The organism is Frateuria sp. sgz306004, assembly GCF_057750885.1.
This window is the reverse complement of sequence record NZ_JBYLFE010000004.1, coordinates 109,271-132,349: the sequence shown is the minus strand read 5'-3', so window position 1 is coordinate 132,349 and position 23,079 is coordinate 109,271. Positions and strand designations below refer to the sequence as shown.

The window sequence follows — 23,079 nt, the reverse complement described above, 5'->3', positions numbered from 1 at the left end:
GATGTCACGATGAAATCCGCCACCCTCCGCACCTACCAGACGGTGCACACCTGGACGGGCCTGCTGGCCGGGTTCTTTCTCTTCGTGGCGTTCTATGCGGGCGCGCTCACGGTCTTCCACGACGACATCGCTGCCTGGCAGAACCCACCGTGGCGTAGCGCCGTCGATGCCGACGTTCCCGTGGATACGCTGATCACTCGCTTGCTCGAACGGCACCCGGCGGCGCGTGAGGATTTCGGCATCGTCCTGCCCACCGACAGTGCCCATGCCGCCTATGCGTACTGGCAGGAAAATGGCGACGCCCGCTTCGCCACTGCCAGCCAGCTCGATGCACCGCGCAGCGAGGCATCGGCGAACGCGCTGGCCGATTTCGTCTACGCGCTGCACGACTCGCTGGGCTTGCCGGTGGTCGGCCTGTACCTGATGGGCATCGTCAGCGTGCTCTACGGGCTGGCCCTGGTGTCAGGCATCCTGATTCACCTGCCGCAGCTGGTTGGCGACTTTTTTGCCATGCGCCCGGGCCGCAATCTCAAGCGCCTGTGGCAGGACGCCCACAACGCCATTGGCGTGATCAGCCTGCCGTTCCATGTGATCTTTGCGGTAACGGGTGCCATCTTCTGCCTGTTCACCATCACCCTGATGGCACTCAACACCGTGGCCTTCGATGGCAAGCTGTTCGACGCCTTCGCCAAGGCCACCCAGACCACGCCGATGGTGGCCGCCGCAGGCCAGCCCGCGGCCATGCTGCCGGTGGAATCGCTTATCGCGCAGGCGCGCCGCGAAGCCCTCGCCAGCGGCGTCAGCAGCTTCGAGCCCGATTACCTGCACTTTTTGCATTACGGCGACCACAACGCCGTCGCCGAGGTGCGCGGGCTCTCGCAACACACGCTGGGCACCTTCGGCACCGTGGCGATGCAGGCGCGCGATGGCACAGTGCTGGCGCGTCACGTCGGCAACCGCTACAGCCTCAACGGCATCAGCTATGCCGCCCTGTTCGGCCTGCACTTTGGCAGCTTTGGCGGCCGCGCCGTGCAGTGGCTGTATTTCGCGCTGGGGCTGGCGGGCGCCTTCCTGTTCTATTCGGGCAACCTGCTGTGGATCGAATCCCGCCGCAAGCGTCGCCACCTGGATCAGCCTCGCCGCACGCAGGTGATGGCGCGCGCCACGGTGGGCGTTTGTATCGGCTCGTGCCTGGGCATCTCCGCCGCGTTCGCCGCCACCTGGGTGGCTGAGCGCCTGGGCGTGGATGCCGGCCTGCCGCAGCACGTGGCCTGCTATGGCGTGTTCCTCGCCGCCTGCCTCTACGCCTGCGTGCGACCCGTGGCTCGCGCCACGACCGAACTGCTGTGGGCGACGGCGTTGCTCACGGCCTTAGTGGTCTCCGTGGATCTGGTCACCAACTTGGGTGATATCGTGCGCGCGTGGACGCCAGCCAGTCGCGGCATCCTGGGTGTGGACGTGACCGGTCTGGCGCTCGCCGCGGCGTTTGCCCGCCTCGCCATCGCCAGCGCACGACGCGCCCGTCACGGCGATGCCAACAGCGTCTGGGCCATGCGACCTGCCAGCCCTCAGTAAGCCATGCGCACCGAGTTNGCCTCGCCATCGCCAGCGCACGACGCGCCCGTCACGGCGATGCCAACAGCGTCTGGGCCATGCGACCTGCCAGCCCTCAGTAAGCCATGCGCACCGAGTTTTTGCCCGCCTCGCCATCGCCAGCGCACGACGCGCCCGTCACGGCGATGCCAACAGCGTCTGGGCCATGCGACCTGCCAGCCCTCAGTAAGCCATGCGCACCGAGTTCAGGCGCGCCGCCACCGGCGCGTCGCCCATCAGGGCAATCTCGTCCCACACGGCATCTTCTTCGCCATCGGCCAGTAACTGATAGGCAGTGCGGCCGCTGAAGGCGTTCTGGTGCCGGCACATCCAGCGCACCGCGCGCGAGCGGTCGCCCAGGCTTTGCACCAGCATGGCGGCCAGCGTGGGGTGGCGCTGCTCCAGGGCAACGAAGGCCCGCTCCATCAGGTCGTCCCGCAGGGCGTTGATGTTGGCCAATTCCGAGGCGACGTCCTGAAACTTGATCGTCATCTTGCGCATACGTGTGCTCCAAGGTTCGACACGAATCGCTCACTCAGTCCACGACGCCTTCCCCGCCCCGGTCAGGGTGGCGCGCAAAACCCGCCGCGTCCCTGCCTGCGCATCAACGATATTCGTAAAACCGCCAACCCCTGGGCTGCCTGCGCGACTCGATCATGCGCAAGCAAATGCTGATGCCGCGTGAATTCAAGCAGAGTAAAAGCTAAGACTTTTGGAGAGTGACCAAAGGCCATAGCGGCGATGTGCGAACGCGTTACCCAACGCAGCAAGCGCTCGACAGCACGTTGCCGAAAACGTGCATGCTCATGCCGCCATCACGCGTGTGACGGACTGCACCCGAGCACCCACCACTTCGCGATGACCAGGTTCGGCGTCCAGCAAGACCAGGAGATCGCTGCCTCGCTCGGCTCGAACGGCTCGAACGGCAGGCAGGCCATCTGGCTCATCGAGATAGAGATGCTCGGCGTCACCGCAGCCAAGGTGAGTGCATAGCTTCGGATCATTCCGTGCCTGGTGCCTGCCATGTGCCCCGTGCGCGCATGCGGAAGCGCGGTGCGCATGCCGCCAATCTACCGCACGCCGACTACCCTGGCCTCAAAGCAGGCTTTCGATGGGCAGCAGGCCGCCCATGTTCACCTTGAAGCGGCGCCACCAACGGGTTTCCGGCGCATGGTCGTAACGCATCATCCGCCCATCCGAACCCAGGGCCTGCCAATACACCGCGCCCTTGTCGTCCAGAAGCACCTGATAGCTGTGCGTGGGTTTGATGGCATCGGCAAAGATCACCCGCAAGGCGTTTGCCAGCGCAGGCGATTCGACAATCACGCCATCCTCGGTGTTGATGTCGATGGAGCGCGGATCGAGGTTCATCGAACCCACGAAGACATGCGAGTCATCCACCACGATGGCCTTGGCGTGCAAGCTATTGCTGCCCGACGATGAACCGAAAAAGTGGCTGCCGCCGCGACTGTGGCGCGCGTCCGGCTTCAACTCGTAAAGCTGCACGCCCGCCTTGAGCAAAGGCGGGCGATAAGACGCATAGGCCACGTACACATCGCCCGCATCGGTCGACGCCAGCGAGTTGGTAAGCACCTCCACCGCCACGCCGCGTTCACGCATACCCTGCAAATAGGCTACGCCCTTGGTGCCTGGCACGAAGTAAGGCGAGATCAGGGTGAGCCGATGCTGCGCGCTATCGGTCCAGGCACGAATGGCCGGCGCCATGTGCAGGTCTTTGTTGTTCGTCTCCGGGTTGCCCTTGTCCGGATCATCCGCCAGGTACGTGGCCTGGCCCCAGGCCCAGCCACCGGAGGGTACCTCGCGGGATTCGTCGCCCACGCGACTCACCAGGTTCTGCGCGTAGTTGCTTTCGCTGAACTTGCGCGCATGGGCCACCATGGCTTTGCGCAACTCGTCCAACTGCGCCGGTGTGGTGCCATGACGATGAAAAGCGCCAATGGGATACGACTGCTCGCTGTTCCAATAACGATCGAAAGCTTGGCCCACTTCGGCCAGCACCGGCCCCATCACCAGCACGTCGAGGTCGCGGAAATTGAGATCGCTGTTGGCGTCGAAATACTCGTCACCAATATTGCGTCCCCCCACGATGGCCATGGCGCCATCAGCAATGAACGCCTTGTTGTGCATGCGCCGGTTGAGCCGCGAAAAGTCGCCGGCAAACTGCTTGCCCATGCCCCACAGCGAACCGTCGCGCTCCAGGAACGGGTTGAACAGGCGTATTTCGATATTGCGATGGCCATCGAGAATACGCAGCACGTCGTCGTTGCCCGCCACGTGCAAGTCGTCCAGCAGCAGGCGCACGCGCACGCCGCGATCAGCGGCGGCGAGCAGGCGCTGGGCCAGCAGTTCGCCCGTGGCGTCGCTGTGGAACATGTAGTACTGCAGATCCAGCGACTGCTTGGCTCGATCGGCCAGCGCAATACGTGCGAGCAACGCATCGCCGGAGTCGCTGATCAGGCGCACGCCCGAATCGGTGCCGCCATGTTGCGCGGTCATGCGTCGCGCGTAGTCCACCAAGGGGGCGTCGGCACGCACCGGCAACATGGTGCTCGGGGTGCGCGGATAGTCGGGACGCAGGTCCGAGTGGGTGCAGGCAGCGAGCGCCAGCAAGCCCAGACAGGCAAGGCGGCGAAACAATGAGCCAATCATGCGTCCCTCCTTGGAAGCGCACTGTGTCCGAGCCTGCGTTGGCAGGCAAGCCCGGGCCAGTCATGGGACGAGGCGCCCGGCACGGGCGCCCAGGCATCGAGCATCAACGCCCGAAGGTGATTTCCTTGCCTTCGTGGTCGCGATCCCAGCCGCGCAGCTCGTCGCGGATGTGCGCCACACGCTGGCGACCGAGCGCATTGCGCTCTTCGTCCAGCACCTGACCATCCAGCAGCTCGGCCAGTCGCTGTGCGGTGGGCAGCATGGTGTCCCATGCATCCAGGGCGGGAATGGGCGCCGGCAAGGTCATGAAGAAGCTCAGGCCCGGCGTGCGCAGGGCATCCAGTCGGCTCAGGTCGAAATTGCCCGGCTTGAGCATGTTGGCCACGCTGAACACCGGCCCCAGCTCGCGCTTGCCATCCACCAGGCGGTGATAGATGCCCATGTCGCCATATTCCAGGCCGGCCTTTTCCGCCGCCACGATCAGGTCGGCGCCATTGAACACGCTACCCTCGCGGGCCACCACGAACAGGGTGACGATGCGCTCCACCGGCAACTGCTCCGGGCGACGTCCGACTTCCGAGCGCACGGGCGTACGCGGTGTTTCTGATGCGGATGCGGATGCGGGCGCGTGTACGGGCGCCGGCACCGGGGCGGGCTCCACCGGCGCCCGTGCAGTTACGTGTTCGGGCTGGGTGGCCTGCGCCAAGCTCTCTTCGAAACGCTCCGGCGGTGCGCGCAGCGCATCCACGATGGAGGCAGCGATACCCTGCGGCTTGTTCACCGGGGCCGGCTCAACCTTGTCCTTGCCCGAAAGCGTGGCACCCAGGCGTTCCAGCTCTTCGCGCAGGCCCATATCCAGTTCGCCCTGCTGGGGCGCGTGATGGCCCGGCGGGTCCAGCTCGAAATCGTCACGGGCGCTGAAGGAGGGTTCGTCCATCGCCTCGCCCTCGCCTGCACCGCCAAAGGTCGGCTCGCGCCGCTCGCCGCCGGTGTTGGGCACCACGCGCCGCTTGCCCTGCTCTTTCTTGGGCTGACCGAACAGCCAGATCAAGGCGAGCACGATCAGGCCAACGACCAACATCGGAAAACCCACGGAGGGGTTCCAGGCAAAAGCGAGTACGGGTTGCGCGGTCATATCCTATTCCTCAAGCTGCGCCCGCAAGTTTAGCTGCTTCTGCAAGATCCACCTGCACCAGTCGCGACACGCCCGCTTCGCGCATGGTCACGCCGCACAACTGCGAGGCGGCCTCCATGGTGGCCTTGTTGTGGCTCACGAAAATGAACTGCACCTTCTCGCTCATCTCCTTCACCATGTTGGAGAAGCGACCCACGTTGGCCTCGTCCAGCGGCGCGTCCACCTCGTCCAGCAAGCAGAACGGCGCGGGGTTGAGGCCGAAGATGGCGAACACCAGCGACACCGCGGTAAGCGCCTTCTCGCCACCGGAGAGCAGCGTGATGTTGGACACGCGCTTGCCCGGCGGACGCGCCATGATGGCCACGCCGGTATCGAGCAGATCGTCGCCGGTAAGTTCCAGGTAAGCATGGCCGCCACCGAACAGGCGCGGAAACAGCTCCTGCACGCCGGCGTTGACGCGGTCGAAGGTTTCCTTGAAGCGCTGGCGCGTTTCGCGGTCGATCTTCTTGATCGCCGCCTCCAGCGTTTCCATGGCGCTGACCAGATCGGTCAGCTGGTTGTCCAGGTACGTTTTGCGCTCGCTCTGTTCGGCGTGCTCCTGGATGGCCGCCAGATTCACCGGCTCCAGGCGCGTGATCTTCTGACCAATATCGGTGAGCTGACTGCGCCACTGGCTGGCGTCGGCATTCTCGGGCAGCTCGGCCAACAGTGGCTCCAGCTCCAGGCCGGAGGCCACGATGGCTTCGGCCAATTGCTCGGCGCGCAATTGCAGCGCCTGCGCGGCCAATCGCTTCTGCGACAGGCTCTCGCGTAGCGTCTGCAAGCCCTGCTCGATGCGCTGGCGCTCCTGTTCCAGGCGGCGGAACTCGCCGTCGCAATCTTCTACCGCGCGGCGCGCGTCGACCAATTGCTTGTCTACCAGCAGGCGCTGGTCGAGGTAGGTCTGACGCTCGGCCTCCAACTCGGCAATCGGGTCGGAACCCGCCGCCAATTGCTCGGCGATCTCGGTGCGGCGCGCGTCGATCTGGCGAAGCTGGGTTTCCATGCGCGCCAGCGCTTGCTCCAGCGACGTGAGCGCCGAGCGCTTGGACTCCATGGACAGCGCCAGCGCATGCGCCTGGTCGGCTGCCTCGCGGGCGTTCATGCGGGCTTCTTCGCGCGTTTCCAGCAGGGCGCGGCGCTCGTTTTCCAGCTCGCGGCGCAGGTCTTCCAGGTCACCCATGTGACCCACCGACTCGTCCAGGCGCGCACGCGCCTCGCGGGTCTGCGTTTGCAGTTCGTCGAGCTGCTGGATCAGATCGCTAAGTTCGCCGGCCACCTTTTCGGCACGGGCGCGCGCTGTTTCCATCTTGCCGCGCTGGCTCTGCAACTGACCGGCCAATTCGGACTGGCGGCGGTGCGCGTTGTACAACTCGCGCTGCGCGTCGTCGCGCGCGCGCTCGGTTTCGAACTTGCCGGTGCGCAGGTCTTCCAGGGTGTTGGTGGCTTCCTCGATGCGCTCTTCCAGCGCCAAGATCTGCTCAGCCAGCGTGCGCATTTCGCGCTCGCGCGCCAGCACGCCCACCTGGTTGCCCTGCGCCCGGCGCACGCGCGCCCAGCCCGGCCCCAGCCACTCGCCCTGGCGCGTCATCACCGACTGATACGGCGCCAGCGCCGAGAGGCCGGTAACCAACTGGTGCGCGTGCTCGATGGAATCGGCGGTGAGCACATGATTGAGAATGGTCACGGCCGCCGCCGGGCCACGCACATGCGCGGCGAGCGTGCCGGCGGTCTGCGCGCCGCCTTCGGCGCCATCGACCAGCGCCACGTCGGCGTTCTCCAGCGAGGCGAACTCGGCAGCCAGCCCGTGTGCGCCATCCACCAGCACGGCGTCCAGATAGCCGGCCAGCGCGGTTTCCACGGCCGTTTCCCAGCCCGCTTCCACCTGTAGCGATTCGCCCAGGCGACGCGACTTGTCCAGGCCAAGACGCGCCAGCCAAGCACTGGCGGCGCTTTCGTCCTGGCCCAGCGCGGCATGCTGCAAGGCTTCCAGGGAGGCCTGGCGACCGCGCGCCGTCTGCAACTGCTGGCGCGCTTCGTTGAGCGCAGACTGCACCTGTCGCTCTTCGTCCAGCACCTTTTCGTAGGCCAGCTTGTGCTGGTCGAGCAGGCTACCCAACGACTCGACGCGCTCGCGCTGCGTGTCGTGCTCCAGTTCCAGTTGTTCGGCCGCCGCATCCAATGCCGCTACGTCGGTGGCCTTCTGCTCGGCTTCCAGTGTTTCGCGGCGGCGGGCGAGGTCCACGGCCTGGCGGTCGAGGTAATTGAGCTTGGTGCGCTCCACCTCGGCAGCGCGGCTGGATTCGCCGGCGGTGCGAGTGTGCGTGTCCCAGCGTTGCTGCCAGTCGGCCAGCTTGATTTCGCTGTCGCGCAAGGCCTCGCTGGTGTCGTCCTGCATCTGCTGCAGGGCTTCGAGCTTGGGTTCGCCTTCGGCCAGTGCCATGCGCAGGCTTTCCACCTGCGCTCGGTCATTGGCGATGTGCTCGGCCAGCTCGGCGTGTTCGCGCTCGGTATCGATCTGGGCGCGCTGCAAGCGGTCGGCGGTTTCGCGGTTAAAGCGCACCTGCTGTTCCACGCGGGCGATTTCCGCGCCCACCTTGTACACCTCGGCCTGTACCGCGTTGAGGTGCTCGGTGGCGCCCACGTGGCGTTCGCGCACGCTTTCCAGTTGCGCCTCCACATGGCGCTGGCCGGCTACCTGCTTTTCGATTTCGATTTCGGCGGCGCTGAGCCCGGAGCCTTCGTTGTCGTGCTGACCCTTGAGTGCGCGGTATTCCAGGGCGCGCAGCTCGGCCTCCTTGCGTACCTGCTCTTCCTTCAAGGCTTTCCAGCGCTCGGCGGCGCGGGCCTGGCGATTGAGGTGTTCGAGCTGCTTGTCCACCTCGTCGCGCACGTCACGCACGCGGTCGAGGTTTTCGCGGGTGGACTTGATGCGGCTCTCGGTCTCCTTGCGGCGCTCCTTGTACTTGGAGATGCCGGCGGCCTCTTCCAGATGGGTGCGCAGCTCTTCCGGCGCAGCCTCCACGATCTGGCTGATCATGCCCTGCTCGATAATCGAGTAGCTGCGCGGCCCCAGGCCCGTACCGAGGAACAAGTCCGTGATGTCGCGACGGCGGCAACGCGCACCGTTGAGGAAGTAAGCCGACTGACCGTCGCGCGTCACCTGGCGCTTGACCGAGATTTCCGCGTACTGGCCGTACTCGCCCTGGATAGTGCCGTCGGAGTTGTCGAAGATCAGCTCCACCGTCGCCTGGCCCACCGGTTTGCGGGCATTGGAGCCGGAGAAGATCACGTCAGTGAGCGAGTCGCCGCGCAGACGACTGGCCGCGCTTTCGCCCATCACCCAGCGGATGGCGTCGATGATGTTGGACTTGCCGCAACCGTTGGGCCCCACCACGCCGGTCATATTGGTCGGCAGATGCAAGGTGGTGGGGTCCACGAAGGACTTGAAGCCGGCGAGTTTGATCGTGGTCAGGCGCATGCGGGCATCAGCGGCAAAGGAAGGAGGCCCGGCTGCCCGGGCGATGGGTCACTGTGCCAAACGCGGGCCCCAGCCGCAATGCGCATGGCAGATAGGTTTCACTTTAACACTGAAACCCAAGTTGATGTTACAAAAGCATTTATTCTTCGAGGCATCGTGGAGCACCTGGCCGGCGCCATCACATGCCGATCCGGAACGGGCGCGAGGGAACGGGCGCGGGGCGGCGGCCGCTGGCCGGCTGCTGAGCCCCTGCCTTTCTCGCACCCAGGGAATCGCTTGCGGATACGCGGCCCAGGCACCCCTTGGACGGCACCCAGGCGAGCCTCCGGCTATTCGGTAGGCGCCTTGGCGTCGATGGACAGCGCGTGGATACCGTTATCCATCAGCCCTTGCAGCGCCGCATAGATCATCCGGTGCCGCTTGATCGGCAACTGCCCCGCAAAGGCCGCGCTCACGATACGTACGTGGAAATGGCCCTTGCCCGCATTGGCGTGACCGGCGTGCTTGTGACCCTCGTCCAGCACGTCCAGCTCCACCGGGGCAAGCGCCTGCTGCAGGCGCTCGCGAATCTGCTCCACCATGGTCGCGCTCATGCCGGCGGCAGCGCCTTGCGGAACGGCTTGATGCTGACGTTGGCGTACACGCCAGCGGCCACGTACGGGTCGTCCTTGGCCCAGGCTTCCGCCTCGGCCTGCGAGGCGAACTGCGCCAGGATCAGGCTACCCGTAAAGCCCGCCGGGCCCGGATCCTCCGACTCGATCGCCGGGAACGCACCCGCCACCAGCAGGCGGCCTTCGTCCATGAGCTTTTCCAGGCGCGCGATATGCGCGGGGCGCGCGGCCTTGCGCTTTTCCAGCGAGTCCGGCACGTCCGTACCGACGATGGCATACCACATGGGACAACTCCTGATGAGTGAGCTGCGCATTCTAACGCGGTCAGCCCCATCGCCCTATCGGCCACAGGTCAGTGCGCGAGCGCACGATGGCTATTCGATGGGCTGGAAATCGCCGTCGGCCAGGTCCAGCGCATCGGTACTGAGTTGACCGCTGGCGCGATCCAGCTTGAACGAGAACAGACGAGGCGACGTTTCCGGGTCGCCGCCACACCGCGTGTCGTGCTTTTCGTGCACGTCGATGTCGACGGTGGCGCCGTCGGAATCGTCGACCATGTAATCCAGACAGGTATCCGCCAGGGTGGTCAGGTGATGCTTGCGTATCACGGCGTCCACACGCTGGATCACCGCGCTATCGCCATCGCCCTCGGCGGAGGCAGCTTCATCGCTCTTGGCAGGCTCTTGCGCCGCCACCGCCACCGACGACGCCGGGGCCGTCGAGGCGGCTGCCGGCGCCGCAGGAACGGCCTGGCCTGCCGGTGGCGCCGAAGGGGAGCACGCGGCCATCAACAGCAATGCGCAGGCAGCACCCAGCGCACCGCACGCCATCGTCCATGACAGCCTCCAGCGGCGCGTCACGGTATTACGCCTCCGGGCGCATGTACGGGAACAACAGCACGTCGCGGATTGACGAGGCATTGGTCAGCAGCATCACCAGGCGGTCGATGCCGATACCCAGGCCGCCGGTGGGCGGCAGGCCCACTTCCAGCGCACGGATGTAATCGGCGTCGAAGTGCATGGCTTCATCATCGCCGGAGGCCTTGGCGGCCACCTGTGCCTGGAAGCGCGCGGCCTGGTCTTCCGGGTCGTTCAACTCGGAGAAGCCGTTGGCGATTTCCTTACCGTTGACGAACAGTTCGAAGCGATCGGTGATGCCCGGATCGGTATCGCTCTCGCGTGCCAGCGGAGACACCTCCACCGGATGCTGCGTGATGAAGGTCGGCTGGATCAGCGTGTGCTCCACCGTCTTCTCGAAGATCTCCAGCAGCAGGCGACCCCAGCCGAACTCGTTCTTCACCTGGCAACCCAGGCGCTTGGCGTGCGCGGCCATGGCGTCGCGGTTGCGCAGCTCGTCGCGGCGAATCTCGGGGTTATGTTCGAGCACGGCGTCTTCCATGCTCCAGCGGCGGAACGCCGGGCCCACATCGATGGCCGTGCCTTCCCAGCTCAGCTCGGTGGTGCCGATCACGTGTTTGGCCGTATCGCGGATCACCGCCTCGGTGAGGTCCATGATCTCGGTGTACGTGGCGTACGCCTGGTACAGCTCGAGCATGGTGAACTCGGGGTTGTGTCGGGTGGACACGCCCTCGTTACGGAAATTGCGGTTGATCTCGTACACGCGATCAAAGCCACCCACCACCAGGCGCTTGAGGTACAGCTCCGGCGCCACGCGCAGGTAGAGGTCCATGTCCAGCGCGTTGTGGTGCGTAACGAACGGACGCGCCGTGGCGCCGCCCGGGATCACGTGCATCATCGGCGTTTCCACTTCCATGAAGCGGCGCGGCTCGGCCTCCAGCCACTTGCGGATATAGCCGATGATCTTGGAGCGCTGCGCAAACGTACGGCGCGCTTCCTCGGTAACGATCAGGTCCACGTAGCGCTGGCGATAGCGCTGCTCCACGTCGGCCATGCCGTGATGCTTGTCCGGCAGCGGTCGCAGGCTCTTGGTGAGCAGGCGCAGCTTTTCCACCTTCACCGACAGCTCGCCGGTGCGGGTGCGCATAAGCGTGCCCTCGGCGCCGACGATGTCACCCATGTCCCAGCCCTTGAAGGCCTTGTACGTCTCTTCGCCCACCGTGCCCTGATGGATGAACAGCTGGATGCGGCCGTTGAAATCCTGCATCTGCACAAAGGCGACCTTGCCCTGGTCACGCTTGAGCAGGATGCGGCCAGCCACCTTCACCTTGCGAGCCAGCGCCTCGATGGCCTCGGCGGTCCACTTGTCCGCATCGGCGAATTCGGCCTGCAAATCGCCCGCAAAGGCGTCCATCTTGAAGTCGTTCGGAAACGCCACGCCATGCTCGCGCAGCGCTTTCAGTTTCTCGCGGCGCTCGGCGATGAGTTTGTTCTCGTCCTGCGGGACGGACTCGGGAGCGCTGGCGGGAGAAACGTTGTCGCTGGTCATGCGGGGGTTCCGGTGTGTTGTTGTTTTGCCGATCGTGGCGGCGCATGCACGATGCATGCGCCCACGTTGTTAAACGTCGTCCCGGCGCTCGCCGGGACAGTGCCTTTGCCGATCGCCCCGAAAAACGCGGGGCCCTACTTTCGCTGGAATAACCGGCAAAGCACCATCTAAACCAAACGCGCGTGAGCTTTATGCATCCACGCGCTTGGCGCCCGCATCCAGGCCCGACTTGAGGCTGGCTTCGACGAATTCGTCGAGGTCGCCGTCGAGCACCTTCTGCGTGTCCGAACGCTCGATACCGGTACGCAGATCCTTGATGCGGCTCTGGTCCAGCACGTAGTTGCGGATCTGGCTGCCCCAGCCGATATCGGACTTGGACGCTTCCAGCGCGTTCTTTTCCGCGTTGCGCTTCTGGATCTCGATTTCGTACAGCTTGGCGGCCAGCATTTTCATGGCGCGGTCGCGGTTGGCGTGCTGGCTGCGCTCGGTCTGGCAGGCCACCACCACGCCCGAGGGCACGTGCGTAATACGCACCGCCGACTCGGTCTTGTTCACGTGCTGACCACCGGCGCCCGAGGAGCGGTACACGTCGGTACGCAGGTCGGCCGGGTTGATGTCGATGTCGATGTTGTCGTCCACTTCCGGCGACACGAACACCGAGGTGAAGCTGGTGTGGCGGCGGTTGTCCGAATCGAACGGGCTCTTGCGCACCAGGCGGTGCACGCCGATCTCGGTCTTCAGCCAGCCGTAGGCGTAATCGCCTTCCACGCGGAAGGTGGCGGACTTGATGCCGGCCACATCGCCACCGGACACTTCCAGCAGCTCGGTTTTCCAGCCGCGCGACTCGCACCAGCGCAGGTACATGCGCAGCAGGATTTCCGCCCAGTCCTGCGCCTCGGTGCCACCGGCGCCGGCCTGGATGTCCACGAAGGCGTTGTTGGCGTCCATCTTGCCGGAGAACATGCGCTGGAATTCCAGCTTGGCCACCTTGGCTTCCAGGCTGCCCAGATCGTCGATCACCGACTGCAGGGTGCCTTCGTCTTGATCGGCGGCGGCCATCTCCACCAGCTCGCTGGCATCCGCGAGGCCGGCGCTCAGCGTATCGATGCCACTGACCACGGTGTCGAGGCGGGCGCGTTCGCGGCCCAGCTCCTGCGCGCGCGGCGGATCGTCCCACACGGTGGGGCTCTCCAGTTCGCGGCTTACTTCTTCGAGACGCTCACGCTTGGTGGCGTAGTCAAAGATACCCCCTAAGCGACTCGACGCGGCCCTTGAGGTCCGCGATCTGCGCAAGGATCGGATTGATCTCGATCATCGTGGTTTGGTTCCAAAGCTTAAGCCCTCTAGGATACCAGAGGACCCCGCCAGCCTGCCAAAACACCGGGGTGACAACCGTAACGCCGTGTGCGCGTTGATAGGGCGTCGGCGGCCCGCTGAGCGGCCGTCATCGCATCGACACAGGGAACCCAAGGAGCGGCAGGTGCCATTTTGGAGCAAGCAAGGAAATGCATGGGCATGCGCCCTGCTACTGACGACCGGCCTTGGCGCCCTTGGCGGCGCGCAGGCCAGCGAGGACACCCCCGCCAGCCCCGGCCTGGAAAGCCCGGCCACCGAAGGCGCGGACCTCACCGCCATCCTCAAGGCCATGCAGACAGCCGACGAGCCGGCACTGCAGCAGCACTACCAGCAAGCCACCGACCCCATCGTGCACGTGTGGGCCGCTATGGCGCTGGAGCGGGTGCACTTCAACCTGGATGCGGCCAGCGCGGACGCCGAACAGTGCGAACAAGCCCTGTTCGATAACCACCCGGGCATTGCCCTGCTCTGCGGCCAGTTCCGCGTGGGCAACCTGCAGATGGCCGGTCGCGCCGCCGAAGCACGCGAGGCCGAGCGCGCGCTGGTAACGCGCTATGAGAATCACGGCCTGCCCAAGCGGGTGGAGGCCATGCGCGCTTTCCTGGCCCGCCAGGACGGCGTACCACCCATGCGCGTGGATCTGCCCAAGGGCGACGTCACCCTACCCACCAAGCGCAACGTCATCGTGCCCACCGTCACCGCCCAGGCCAATGGCCACGAGGCGGAGTTCATGCTCGACACCGGCGCCTCCAACCTGGTGCTGGGCGAGGAGAACGCTCGCCAGTACGGCGTAACGCCGCTGGACGAGCACGGCAAGATCAGCGGCTGGATCAGCAAGGGCATTACCACCCAGGCCGGCGTGCTCGACACCCTGCAACTGGGCGATATCACCCTGCACCACGTGCCCGTAACCATCGTGCCCCACCCCATCCAACTGCTGGGCGGCAACCTGCTCGCCGCGCTGGGCACCGTGCGCATAAGCAACCAGGCCGTGCAGGTGCTGGGCGCGGAAACCCAGGCCCCCGCCTGCGACACGCCCATGCTGGTGCGCTCGGGCATGTGGGGCGACGAGATGCGCCTGCTGCCTCGCCTGGCGATCAACGGACAGCCGCAATCGGTGCTGCTGGATACCGGCGCCTCCAAATACCTGCTCGGCACCCAGGCCGCGCTGGAAGAGGCCACCGCCCTGCACCGACGCACCACCTCGCTGCGCGACATTGGCGGTAACCACGCCATGGTGCACACGGATGCAGCGAAGGTGCAGCTCACCATCGCCGGTCAGCCCTTCGACATGCTGTTCGAGGTCTACACCGACGCCACCCAGGTAAAGCACCCGATCACCTTGGGTGCGGGCGCGCTGCGCGACATGGATTTCCTGCTGGATTACCGGCACCAGCGGCAGTGCTTCTTGTTGCATCCGAATTTGCGTTGAGGGTTTTCTGCGCTAAGGAAAGTCTGATAAATCGACTTCTTGTCCGTCATTCCTGCGGAACCCGAGAAGGGGGGCAAGAGCCGGCGCCGCTTTCTAACAGCCGAAGGGCTGGTGATCCAGCGCCTTTACATTCAGAGAGTGACAGGCACGGGATCACCAGCCCTTCGGCTGTTGAAAGGCGCTTCCAGCATTCGCTGGGATGACGATCAAAATTAGAGTTTCCCTAAGCCGGCTGGGCGCCGGTGAGTGGTAACAGGGCGATGGATGACCAGCCTTCGACCGTTGAAAAGCACTTCCCGCTTTTGCGGCGATGACGGCACGCTGGGATTAATCGCCAGTCTCGAGCGCGCGGCTCCAGATGTAGCACAGCCAAGCCAAGCCCTTCTAGGCATGCTCTGACTTGACCGTCATTCCTGCGAACGCAGGAATCCAGCGACTTTACGCTCAACGATCTACACGCACTGCATGACCAGCTTGCAGCGGTTGAAAAGCACTTCCCGCTTTCGCGGGGATAACGGCACGTTGGGATCAATCGCCAGTCTCGAGCGCGCGGCTCCAGATGTAGCACAGCCAAGCCGAGCCCTTCTAGGCACGCCCCGATTTGATCGTCATTCCTGCGAACGCAGGAATCCAGCGACTTTACGCTCAACGATCTACAGGCGCTGCATGACCAGCCTTCGTCTGTTGAAAAGCACTTCCCGCTTTCGCGGGGATAACGGCACGTTGGGATTAATCGCCAGTCTCGAGCGCGCGGCTCCAGACGTGGCACAGCCAAGCCGAGCCCTTCTAGGCGCGCCCCGATTTGACCGTCATTCCTGCGAACGCAGGAATCCAGCGACTTTAAGCTCAACGATCTACAGGCGCTGCATGACCAGCCTTCGGCTATTGAAAGGCGCCTCCTGCCTGCATCCGTAGGAATGACGAACAATAAGTCGATTCATCAGACCTTTCATGGATGAACGTTTTGCGCACCTCATGCCTATTTCATGGCTGGCGAAGCACCCCAAGCACCGGCGCCCCGCGAAAGCGGGAGGCGCTTTACAAACAGCCGAAGGGCTTGTCATTCAGCGCCTTTACGATCACACCCGCCCAACGTTTAACCGCCCAAAACCGACCCCACAAACCACACCCACCGAACGCCCACGCCGCGCATCAACCTCACGCCAACGCCTGCTGATGCACCCCCTTCACCGCACGGCCCGACGGATCCGCCGCGCCCGCAAAAGTCGGGTCCCACGCCAAGGCGGCGGGTGACGAGCAGGCGATGGATTTGCCACCCGGCACCGTGGCCGCGCACGCCTGCCCCGGGTAGAACTTCTCGAAGATACGGCGATACAGGTACGCCTCCTTGGTGGCCGGCGGATTATGCGGAAAGCGCGTGGCCGCCGCAGCGAGCTCGCGATCGCTCACCGCCTGCTCGGCATGCGCCTTGAGCCCATCGATCCAGCCATAGCCCACGCCATCGCTGAACTGTTCTTTCTGCCGCCACAGAATCTCATCAGGCAACACGCCCTGAAACGCCTCGCGCAGCACGGCTTTTTCAATGCGCCCCTGCCCGGCCATCTTGTGCCGCGCATCCATGCCCATCGCCACGTCGAGAAAATCCAGGTCGAGAAACGGTACGCGCGCCTCCACGCCCCACGCCATCATCGCCTTGTTCGCGCGCAGGCAGTCGTAGCTATGCAGCGCATCGAGCTTGCGCACGGTTTCTTCGTGGAACGCCTCTGCCGACGGCGCCTTGTGGAAGTACAGGTAACCGCCAAAGATTTCATCGGAACCCTCGCCCGACAGCACCATCTTCACCCCCATCGCCTTGATGCGACGCGCGAGCAGAAACATCGGCGTGGAGGCGCGAATGGTGGTGACATCGTAGGTTTCGATGTGGCGAATCACCTCCGGCAGCGCATCCAAGCCCTCCCAGAACGTGTAGACAAAACCGTGATGCACCGTGCCCAGTGCATCGGCCGCCACTTGTGCCGCCGCGAGATCAGGCGAACCCTCCAGGCCGATGGCAAACGAGTGCAGGCGCGGCCACCAAGCCTCCGTGCGGTCACCCTCTTCCACGCGATGACGCGCGAAGCGCGCCGCACACGCCGCCACCAGCGACGAATCCAGCCCGCCGGAAAGCAGCACACCGTAAGGCACGTCCGTCATCAACTGACGATGCACCGCCTGCTCGAACGCACCGCGCAGCGCAGCGGGCGACACATCGTGCCCCTGCGTATGCGCATAATCGCGCCAGGGCTTGTGGTAATAGCGGCGCAACTCACCATCCGCACTGTCATACACATGCCCCGGTGGGAATGGCGCCACATCGGCGCACACGCCTGCCAGGGCCTTCATTTCCGAAGCCACGCACAAGCGCCCTTCCGCATCGTGCCCCCAATACAGCGGACACACACCGATGGGGTCGCGCGCAATCACGTAGCGCGCGGCGGCGCTGTCCCACAGGGCAAACGCAAAAATGCCGTTGAGCTGGGTGAGCCACTCCAGCGGCGCGGCATGTTCGCGATACAGCGCGTTGATCACCTCGCAATCGGAGCCCGTGGTGAAGTCGTACTGGCTGGCCGCGCGCAACTCGCGGTGGTTATAGATCTCGCCGTTCACTGCCAAGGCCAGCGCACCATCGCGCGAATGCAGCGGCTGGGCGCCGCTGGCCGGGTCCACGATGGCCAGGCGCTCGTGCACCAAGATCACACCGGCATCCACAAACACACCACTCCAATCGGGGCCGCGATGACGCTGGCCTTGCGACAGCTCCAACGCCTGCTGGCGCAACGCAGCCAAATCATCACCGGGCTGCAGGTCGAACATGCCGAAGATCGAACACATGACACAGTTTCCTTGGGTTGTTTTTCATGGCGTGGAAAAACAAAAAGGCCCGCTGGGAGCGGGCCTTTTTGCGTGTGAAATCGAGATTGCTGCTTACACGCTGGCCCACCCGTGGTTGCGGGTATTGTTATTGGCGTTATTGGTATTCAGCGCGCGCATGCACTCGGTCGCCGCCGCGATAGCGGCGTTCATGGCGACAAAGCGGGCGTGAAGAGCAGTCATGGCCCTGACTAAACCACAGCGCGGGCGCACTGGCAAGCGCCGTGAAACGTTTCAAGTGTTCCCATTTTCGCTCGCCGGGCGCGGCTCGCTGATCCAACGGCGGGCCGCCTCGAACTCGTCGTTGCGAAACACGTGAAATTGCGCAGGCACTGCAAAGCCCATCGCCATGGCCCCGGCGCGCAACCAGGGCACATCGGTCACCAGGGCCACTCTGTCCCAGCCACTCAAATGGCGAAAGCCCAGCATCACGTCCTCCCACATGGCGCCCGGCGCAAAGCCTGTGAACTCCGGGCCCACGTGATAGAGCAGGCGCAGCTTGCGGGTAATGGCAAACGCCGCCTCCACATCGGGCACGATCACCCGCTGGTAATCCTCCGCACTCACCTGCCCGCTCGCGCGAAACCCCAGCGCACCCGGCGGCAAACCCTGAATCAGCTCGATCATGGCCACAACCCTCCTTTGCTGCTCGATGTATCGCAAAGGGCGCGTTACCGAGGCGTCATGACGCACCTCGACACATCGCGCACAACCGCGCCACATGTGCCCCGCAGTGACACTTCGCTGCCGGATACGTGCATCCAGCCATGTCACGAGACTGTCAACGTCATAAGTTTTGCGTTCGCTCAAACGCGCCGCACGCTTAACCGGCCGCGAACATCCTCGTCGTTAGCCTGACCCCTCCCGTAACCCACCGAGGATGCATATGGATCCCATGACCCTAGATGCACCGCTTGCCGCTACGGCCACGCAGCCTGACGCCCCGCGGGTGTCGCCCGAACCGCTCGACGGTTACGTATTGAACCCCTGGTCGGGGCTCTATCAGGAATCGCTACAGACCTATCAGGATCGATTGCGCGCCCACCCGGGCCACGCCTGATACAACAAACCCCGCCTGGCGCGGGGTTTGTTTTTTAAGCGGTGACGCAAAGCGCCCCTTTCGGCACGCCACCGTCAAACCCATGCTCGTTACCCAGGCAGCCACACCCCTGCCGCGGTCGCCAGGTCCAACACGCATGAGCCGCCCTGCCTGGCGCGCCATACTGTTTGTCGCGTTAGCCTCAGCCCGTCGCCCTCAATGCTTGGTCCCATCGGGCTGGGCGCGAATGCCATGCAGCATGATTTCAGCCTGGATCTGACCCGGGATGGCCGTTTCTCGAAAGGCCCGCCCCTCCATCGTGTCCAGCAAGGTGGCGTAGCCGTACAGCCAGGCGCGCCAGTACACCGACTCTCCACGATCAAATACCTCGCAGAACACGTCGATGGACTCGCCGTACAGGTCAATGAGCGTGAAGTTCATGTCCATGGAGTCGGCTCCTGGCAAAGGCCTACCCGACGCCGCGCCCTGGGGAGGGGCGACGCTGCGAACCGTGAGGGCGAAATAGCGGGGCGATTTGCTCTCGGTGACAAGAGGCAATCAAGGAGCGTGCCAGCTAACGCCCCCTACAACTGAAAGCCAGCCCCTACACAGCAAACCTATTCAGCCTCGCTCCGCGCAGCGCGTGTCAGCCACTCCTGCACCGCCTTACGCACCACAAACTCCAGCGACTCGCTGGTTTCGGCCGTACCTACAAAGCGCCGCTCGATGCCGCGCTCCGACCACACCAAAGCTCGCCAGTGCACGAGGTGCCCCACCCAATCCCAATCCACTTCCACTTCCAAGGCATCGCCACGTGTATTGCGCACGCTAAAAACGGTAGACACTGCTCACTCCCCCCCATGTGCACAAGCATCCTCGGCGCGAACACGTTGACCCGCAATATGACCTTTGTGCCGCATCGCGGGCCACGTGACGTGACGCATACCGGCATAAGCGCGCAACCGGCGAATACGTTGACACAACGTGACACGTGCACCCTTATGCGCACCGGGCATTCAAAGCCCCGCCCTGCCGCCCGATGCGCCCTGCCCGCGCCGCCCCGCATCAACCTTGGGTGGCCCTCAACGCACATGGCATCGACGGGCGCCCCATTTGTGTTGCCCCAAGCACGGCCGCGAACCGTCGCGCGAGGATCAACGCACCTTGCCACTCGCCTAAACCGCGTCCACCTCACTCAACTCAAACCGCGCCTCCAACACCATCCAATACAACGCCGTGGTGTTGAACGCGCGCGCGAATAAACGGGCGAGATCCAGCGTCATTGGCCTGCCCTCCATCATCCAATCCTTTAACTGTGCGCTGGTGATGCCGATGCGCCGCGCTGTCTGCGCAAAGGTGAGGTCATCCGGCACCATGTAATCGTGCAGCAGCACCTGCGCGGGTGAGCGCACGGGCAGCCCTCGGCTGATGTACATGCGCGGCGAAAGGGGAATCCGACTCATCACTGTCCTTAGTTGATGTGCGCGCACGCTTAAACACGCCGGCGCGAGCGCAGCGATAGATGTAGGCAACTGCCCTGTTTAGTCGTAAGTGATCGCCAAGGTGCGGCACACCGGCAACACGCCCGGTGCGCCGCGGGGGCGATCAACGGACGGGTCAGGTGCTGGCGGCGGGTTTTTGGCCCAACAAGCGCGCGTAGGTGTGCAGGTAATGCACGGCTGTCGATAACCCCGCGGATTCCAACGGGGTTAGGGCTAGCTGGCGTACCGGGCGGGAACCTCGGCGCGGCGGGGCGAGGAAAGCCTCCTCGCTATCCATCAGCAGACCCAGCAAGGCGTCTGCGGAGCGGGCAATACCGATCAGCGTTAACAACCGCTGCTCTGCTTCCTGCGCCTCAGCTGGGGGAGCCAGCGTGTCGGCGGAGGTCGCGTGCGTAGCCTCTGGTGGGAAAGACGGGCGTGCGCGTGCCGTATGATCGTGGGTAGCCATGATCAACTCTTCCTTAGTTGGTGATGGTTAGCGGGTCGTGTGAGCTGCTACTCCCACGGCCCGCGCCTCATGACCCGGAGGGGCCATGGCTGCGCGCGACGAATTTTGAGCCCCCGCGCGCAGCGAAACGAAGGTAGCAGAGCGCCGCCTCCCACCCTGTCAGGCTATCTCCCGCCGCACCATGCGACCGCAGCGCGCGCACTCGGCGGCATGCGCTGTCAGTGAGTCGGGCCATGGAATCCGGCGATGACTTACCATCGCGCTTCCGTAACCACCCGCCAACGCGCAGGTGCTGGTTAACAGACGCAGCACGGCGGCAAGGCCATCGGCGAGAGACGTCCGACCGGAACCGGCCCGAAGCTAACGTTGCTAGCAACGCAACATTCGTGGAAAGCCCGAGTGACGCCCCATCAAAGAGCAAGCCTTCGCAAGGCTTCGGGGGTTGTCCCCGTCCAGTCGTGGAAAGCGCGGAAGAACGAGTTGGGATCTTCGAAGCCGAACAGAAACCCAATCTCGCCGGCAGAAAGCTCGGTTTGCGTCAGGTAGTGCCGGGCGAGCGCCTCGCGAGTGTCGTTGACCAAGGATCGGTAGTTTCCGCCCTCTTCCTCCAGCCGTCGCTGCAGTGTTCGCTTGCTCATCGAAAGGCGTACAGCAACCGCCTCGATGCCCGATTGCCCGCCCGGCAGCAATTCAAGCAAGGCGGAGCGAACGCGCTCCACGGTGCTGGCATGGCCACCGAGTTGGCCCAAGCGCTTGCGGAGGTCGGGCTCGAACACCTGCCACATGGCATCGTTGGCGGTGAGAAACGGCCGCTTCGCGTCGGCAGCCGTGAATGCGATGCTCGCGGCATCGCCTTGTAGCGGGGCCACGCCAAAGAACTTGGCAAAGGCTTTGGCCTGCGCGCCGGCCGGAAGTTGCGACATGGTCACACGCAGTGCCGCCATGGGTTCACGCGTAGCTAGACGCGCAAGCCGCAGCAGGAACGCAAGCTCGCTGGCCACCAGCACGAATGGCGCCTGCGACTGCGCCTCCAGCCAGTGCGGCGCGAGGGTCAACGTGCCATCGCGGGCCACGCTCACCGCAAGGCTCATCGGCGCCATCAGCCTCTTGTACGACGACAGCCGTTGCCCCGCCTGCAGCAGGTTCGCACTGCACAGCGCTGCGAATATCGGCGGGTTGAACGACTCAGCCCGAATCGCCTCCACCAGGTGCAACGGCAGCAATGGATCACCTGCTTCCACCTGCAGGCTCTCCCAGAAGCGGAAATATTCCGCCGTCGTCAGGCCGTTGCCGGGGCGTGCCAGTAATTCCTCCGGCAAGCCGGCGCGGCGCAACAGGGTGTCGCTTCGGATACCCAAGTCCTTCAGTAGCGGACGCCATCCAGGATCGACCGGAAAGGTGCTGTTGCGCGCCATGTCAGCTGAGCTGGCTCATGATCAGGCGATCATAGACGCGATCGCCGAAGAATTTGCGCACGAACATCAAAGGCCTCGCCAAGTTGCCGACCACGTAGCGTGTCTTTGGGCGACGCGCCCGCACGGCGCGGGCAATGGCCTCTGCCACCACGGTTGGCTGCGACATCGGCGCCTTGGCTCCTGCGATGGCGTGCGCCAGCTTGCCGTAGGGGCCATGGCCGGAGCGGTCCAGCATCGGCTGGGTCATCACGTCACCAAACTCCGTGGCGATAATGCCCGGCTCAATCACCACCACGTCAATGCCGAACGGCTTCAGCTCGATCCGCAGCGCATCGCTCCAGCCCTCCAGCGCGTGCTTGGTTGCGTGGTACCAGGCACCCAGCGGGGTGTAGATCTTGCCGCCCATCGACGAGACGTTGACGATGGCGCCACGCCCCCGCTCTCGCATGGCCGGAATCAGCAGTTGGGTCAGGCGGGCCAGGCCGAACGGATTGACCTCAAATTGCGCCCGCGCGTCGTCCAGGACGGTCTCCTCGACCGAACCGTAGATGGCATAGCCGGCGTTATTCACCAGTACGTCCAACGCACCATGCTTCTGTTGGATACGTTCCACCACGGCTGCAATATCGGCCTCCTTGGTGATGTCCATGCGAAGCGGAATAGCACCTAGTGCCTCCAGATCTTGCATGGCCTCCACGCGTCGCGCCGCGACGTAAACCGTATGCCCTTGCATCAGCAGGCTACGCGCAGTGGCTTTGCCAATGCCGGACGACGCACCAGTGACGAGGATGATGCTCATGGTTGAAACCTTGGGCTGCGCCCGTTGGGAATGTGATGCCACTTTGGGCCGCATCACGCGCCACGTAACTAGCGGATGGCGCCAATCCGCTCGCCAAAGGTGCCAGCGCGATCCTGGCATGGGTCACAACATTTCAGCGCCCCACCGCCTGCCTCGGATCTGAACCCGCCCAATTGAGAAGGCTCGACGGACGCTCCTGGCCAATCATGATTGGCTGCACTTTGTGAGTATCAGGGGGAGTGTTCAACGCGAGCGGGGTTTGATGGTTAGCCAGCCTGGGAT

22 protein-coding genes are annotated in these 23,079 nt (G+C 64.4%); 4 read left to right on the top strand and 18 right to left on the bottom strand.

Going from position 1 to position 23,079, the window contains the following annotated elements; translation table 11 throughout:
• The first annotated feature begins 9 nt into the window (after positions 1-9).
• Entirely contained in the window at positions 10-1,575 is a 1,566-nt protein-coding gene (locus AC3G2C_RS09565) for a PepSY-associated TM helix domain-containing protein (protein WP_488384404.1), read from the top strand.
• Between the two features lie 201 nt (positions 1,576-1,776).
• On the opposite strand, the gene AC3G2C_RS09560 is transcribed toward AC3G2C_RS09565, so the two are convergent.
• From AC3G2C_RS09560 to prfB, 10 genes are all read right to left on the bottom strand, one after another.
• Positions 1,777-2,094 (bottom strand): DUF2384 domain-containing protein, encoded by a 318-nt coding sequence (locus AC3G2C_RS09560; protein ID WP_488384403.1) that lies wholly within the window; start codon positions 2,092-2,094, stop codon positions 1,777-1,779.
• Positions 2,095-2,408: 314 nt separating this feature from the next.
• Positions 2,409-2,654, bottom strand: a complete 246-nt coding sequence (locus AC3G2C_RS09555; protein ID WP_488384402.1) for a DUF2306 domain-containing protein — start codon at positions 2,652-2,654, stop codon at positions 2,409-2,411.
• A 34-nt stretch (positions 2,655-2,688) separates the two neighbouring features.
• Positions 2,689-4,263, bottom strand: coding sequence for a phospholipase D-like domain-containing protein (locus tag AC3G2C_RS09550; RefSeq protein ID WP_488384401.1), 1,575 nt, complete (start codon positions 4,261-4,263; stop codon positions 2,689-2,691).
• 103 nt (positions 4,264-4,366) lie between these two features.
• Positions 4,367-5,398 (bottom strand): cell division protein ZipA, encoded by a 1,032-nt coding sequence (gene zipA / locus AC3G2C_RS09545; protein ID WP_488384400.1) that lies wholly within the window; start codon positions 5,396-5,398, stop codon positions 4,367-4,369.
• A gap of 10 nt (positions 5,399-5,408) precedes the next feature.
• Positions 5,409-8,918: a chromosome segregation protein SMC gene (gene smc, locus AC3G2C_RS09540; protein ID WP_488384399.1), complete on the bottom strand. Its 3,510-nt coding sequence runs from the start codon at positions 8,916-8,918 to the stop codon at positions 5,409-5,411.
• A 329-nt stretch (positions 8,919-9,247) separates the two neighbouring features.
• The gene (locus AC3G2C_RS09535) at positions 9,248-9,511 is read right to left on the bottom strand and encodes a BolA family protein (RefSeq protein WP_488384398.1); all 264 of its coding nucleotides are present in this window, start codon (positions 9,509-9,511) and stop codon (positions 9,248-9,250) included.
• Positions 9,508-9,813 (bottom strand): YciI family protein, encoded by a 306-nt coding sequence (locus AC3G2C_RS09530; protein ID WP_488384397.1) that lies wholly within the window; start codon positions 9,811-9,813, stop codon positions 9,508-9,510. The genes AC3G2C_RS09535 and AC3G2C_RS09530 overlap by 4 nt, the downstream gene beginning before the upstream one ends.
• Positions 9,814-9,903: 90 nt before the next feature.
• Positions 9,904-10,389 carry a hypothetical protein gene (locus AC3G2C_RS09525; protein WP_488384396.1) on the bottom strand — a complete coding sequence of 162 codons (486 nt, stop codon included), beginning with the start codon at positions 10,387-10,389 and terminating at the stop codon, positions 9,904-9,906.
• A 4-nt stretch (positions 10,390-10,393) separates the two neighbouring features.
• Complete coding sequence (lysS, locus tag AC3G2C_RS09520) at positions 10,394-11,935, bottom strand: lysine--tRNA ligase (protein ID WP_488384395.1); 1,542 nt, start codon at positions 11,933-11,935, stop codon at positions 10,394-10,396.
• A 189-nt stretch (positions 11,936-12,124) separates the two neighbouring features.
• Positions 12,125-13,250, bottom strand: a protein-coding gene (prfB, locus tag AC3G2C_RS09515; RefSeq protein WP_488384394.1) for a peptide chain release factor 2 whose coding sequence is annotated in 2 segments (ribosomal slippage) — positions 12,125-13,174 and positions 13,176-13,250 — 1,125 coding nt in all. Because the reading frame shifts where the segments join, the coding sequence is not laid out codon by codon here.
• 165 nt (positions 13,251-13,415) lie between these two features.
• On the opposite strand from prfB, the gene AC3G2C_RS09510 reads away from it, so the two are divergent.
• The gene (locus AC3G2C_RS09510) at positions 13,416-14,723 is read left to right on the top strand and encodes an aspartyl protease family protein (RefSeq protein ID WP_488384393.1); all 1,308 of its coding nucleotides are present in this window, start codon (positions 13,416-13,418) and stop codon (positions 14,721-14,723) included.
• 1,158 nt (positions 14,724-15,881) lie between these two features.
• Here AC3G2C_RS09510 and asnB read toward each other — a convergent pair.
• Entirely contained in the window at positions 15,882-17,555 is a 1,674-nt protein-coding gene (gene asnB / locus AC3G2C_RS09505) for an asparagine synthase B (RefSeq protein ID WP_488384392.1), read from the bottom strand.
• On the opposite strand from asnB, the gene AC3G2C_RS09500 reads away from it, so the two are divergent.
• The gene (locus AC3G2C_RS09500) at positions 17,536-17,766 is read left to right on the top strand and encodes a hypothetical protein (RefSeq protein ID WP_488384391.1); all 231 of its coding nucleotides are present in this window, start codon (positions 17,536-17,538) and stop codon (positions 17,764-17,766) included. The two genes, asnB and AC3G2C_RS09500, sit on opposite strands and share 20 nt — an antisense overlap.
• 62 nt (positions 17,767-17,828) lie before the next feature.
• On the opposite strand, the gene AC3G2C_RS09495 is transcribed toward AC3G2C_RS09500, so the two are convergent.
• On the bottom strand, positions 17,829-18,221 hold the full coding sequence (locus AC3G2C_RS09495) for a SpoIIAA family protein (RefSeq protein WP_488384390.1): 393 nt from the start codon (positions 18,219-18,221) through the stop codon (positions 17,829-17,831).
• A 259-nt stretch (positions 18,222-18,480) separates the two neighbouring features.
• On the opposite strand from AC3G2C_RS09495, the gene AC3G2C_RS09490 reads away from it, so the two are divergent.
• On the top strand, positions 18,481-18,654 hold the full coding sequence (locus AC3G2C_RS09490; protein ID WP_488384389.1) for a hypothetical protein: 174 nt from the start codon (positions 18,481-18,483) through the stop codon (positions 18,652-18,654).
• A 195-nt stretch (positions 18,655-18,849) separates the two neighbouring features.
• Here AC3G2C_RS09490 and AC3G2C_RS09485 read toward each other — a convergent pair whose 3' ends face one another.
• From AC3G2C_RS09485 to AC3G2C_RS09460, 6 genes are all read right to left on the bottom strand, one after another.
• Positions 18,850-19,080 carry a hypothetical protein gene (locus tag AC3G2C_RS09485; protein WP_488384388.1) on the bottom strand — a complete coding sequence of 77 codons (231 nt, stop codon included), beginning with the start codon at positions 19,078-19,080 and terminating at the stop codon, positions 18,850-18,852.
• Positions 19,081-19,250: 170 nt separating this feature from the next.
• Positions 19,251-19,478 carry a hypothetical protein gene (locus AC3G2C_RS09480; RefSeq protein WP_488384387.1) on the bottom strand — a complete coding sequence of 76 codons (228 nt, stop codon included), beginning with the start codon at positions 19,476-19,478 and terminating at the stop codon, positions 19,251-19,253.
• A 330-nt stretch (positions 19,479-19,808) separates the two neighbouring features.
• A complete protein-coding gene (locus AC3G2C_RS09475) occupies positions 19,809-20,096 on the bottom strand; it encodes a helix-turn-helix transcriptional regulator (protein ID WP_488384386.1) in 288 nt (95 codons plus the stop codon).
• Positions 20,097-20,250: 154 nt separating this feature from the next.
• Positions 20,251-20,583 carry a hypothetical protein gene (locus AC3G2C_RS09470; protein WP_488384385.1) on the bottom strand — a complete coding sequence of 111 codons (333 nt, stop codon included), beginning with the start codon at positions 20,581-20,583 and terminating at the stop codon, positions 20,251-20,253.
• A gap of 410 nt (positions 20,584-20,993) precedes the next feature.
• Complete coding sequence (locus AC3G2C_RS09465) at positions 20,994-21,998, bottom strand: AraC family transcriptional regulator (protein ID WP_488384384.1); 1,005 nt, start codon at positions 21,996-21,998, stop codon at positions 20,994-20,996.
• 1 nt (position 21,999) lies between these two features.
• A complete protein-coding gene (locus AC3G2C_RS09460; RefSeq protein WP_488384383.1) occupies positions 22,000-22,797 on the bottom strand; it encodes an oxidoreductase in 798 nt (265 codons plus the stop codon).
• Positions 22,798-23,079 lie beyond the last annotated feature (282 nt).

Bases quoted from the DNA above. Each gene is read 5' to 3' on its own strand.
- AC3G2C_RS09565 (WP_488384404.1), top strand. From the start codon at position 10: ATGAAATCCGCCACCCTCCGCACCTACCAGACGGTGCACACCTGGACG.
- AC3G2C_RS09560 (WP_488384403.1), bottom strand. From the start codon at position 2,094: ATGCGCAAGATGACGATCAAGTTTCAGGACGTCGCCTCGGAATTGGCC.
- AC3G2C_RS09555 (WP_488384402.1), bottom strand. From the start codon at position 2,654: ATGCGCACCGCGCTTCCGCATGCGCGCACGGGGCACATGGCAGGCACC.
- AC3G2C_RS09550 (WP_488384401.1), bottom strand. From the start codon at position 4,263: ATGATTGGCTCATTGTTTCGCCGCCTTGCCTGTCTGGGCTTGCTGGCG.
- zipA (WP_488384400.1), bottom strand. From the start codon at position 5,398: ATGACCGCGCAACCCGTACTCGCTTTTGCCTGGAACCCCTCCGTGGGT.
- smc (WP_488384399.1), bottom strand. From the start codon at position 8,918: ATGCGCCTGACCACGATCAAACTCGCCGGCTTCAAGTCCTTCGTGGAC.
- AC3G2C_RS09535 (WP_488384398.1), bottom strand. From the start codon at position 9,511: ATGAGCGCGACCATGGTGGAGCAGATTCGCGAGCGCCTGCAGCAGGCG.
- AC3G2C_RS09530 (WP_488384397.1), bottom strand. From the start codon at position 9,813: ATGTGGTATGCCATCGTCGGTACGGACGTGCCGGACTCGCTGGAAAAG.
- lysS (WP_488384395.1), bottom strand. From the start codon at position 11,935: ATGACCAGCGACAACGTTTCTCCCGCCAGCGCTCCCGAGTCCGTCCCG.
- AC3G2C_RS09500 (WP_488384391.1), top strand. From the start codon at position 17,536: ATGCCGAAGATCGAACACATGACACAGTTTCCTTGGGTTGTTTTTCAT.
- asnB (WP_488384392.1), bottom strand. From the start codon at position 17,555: ATGTGTTCGATCTTCGGCATGTTCGACCTGCAGCCCGGTGATGATTTG.
- AC3G2C_RS09495 (WP_488384390.1), bottom strand. From the start codon at position 18,221: ATGATCGAGCTGATTCAGGGTTTGCCGCCGGGTGCGCTGGGGTTTCGC.
- AC3G2C_RS09490 (WP_488384389.1), top strand. From the start codon at position 18,481: ATGGATCCCATGACCCTAGATGCACCGCTTGCCGCTACGGCCACGCAG.
- AC3G2C_RS09485 (WP_488384388.1), bottom strand. From the start codon at position 19,080: ATGGACATGAACTTCACGCTCATTGACCTGTACGGCGAGTCCATCGAC.
- AC3G2C_RS09475 (WP_488384386.1), bottom strand. From the start codon at position 20,096: ATGAGTCGGATTCCCCTTTCGCCGCGCATGTACATCAGCCGAGGGCTG.
- AC3G2C_RS09470 (WP_488384385.1), bottom strand. From the start codon at position 20,583: ATGGCTACCCACGATCATACGGCACGCGCACGCCCGTCTTTCCCACCA.
- AC3G2C_RS09465 (WP_488384384.1), bottom strand. From the start codon at position 21,998: ATGGCGCGCAACAGCACCTTTCCGGTCGATCCTGGATGGCGTCCGCTA.
- AC3G2C_RS09460 (WP_488384383.1), bottom strand. From the start codon at position 22,797: ATGAGCATCATCCTCGTCACTGGTGCGTCGTCCGGCATTGGCAAAGCC.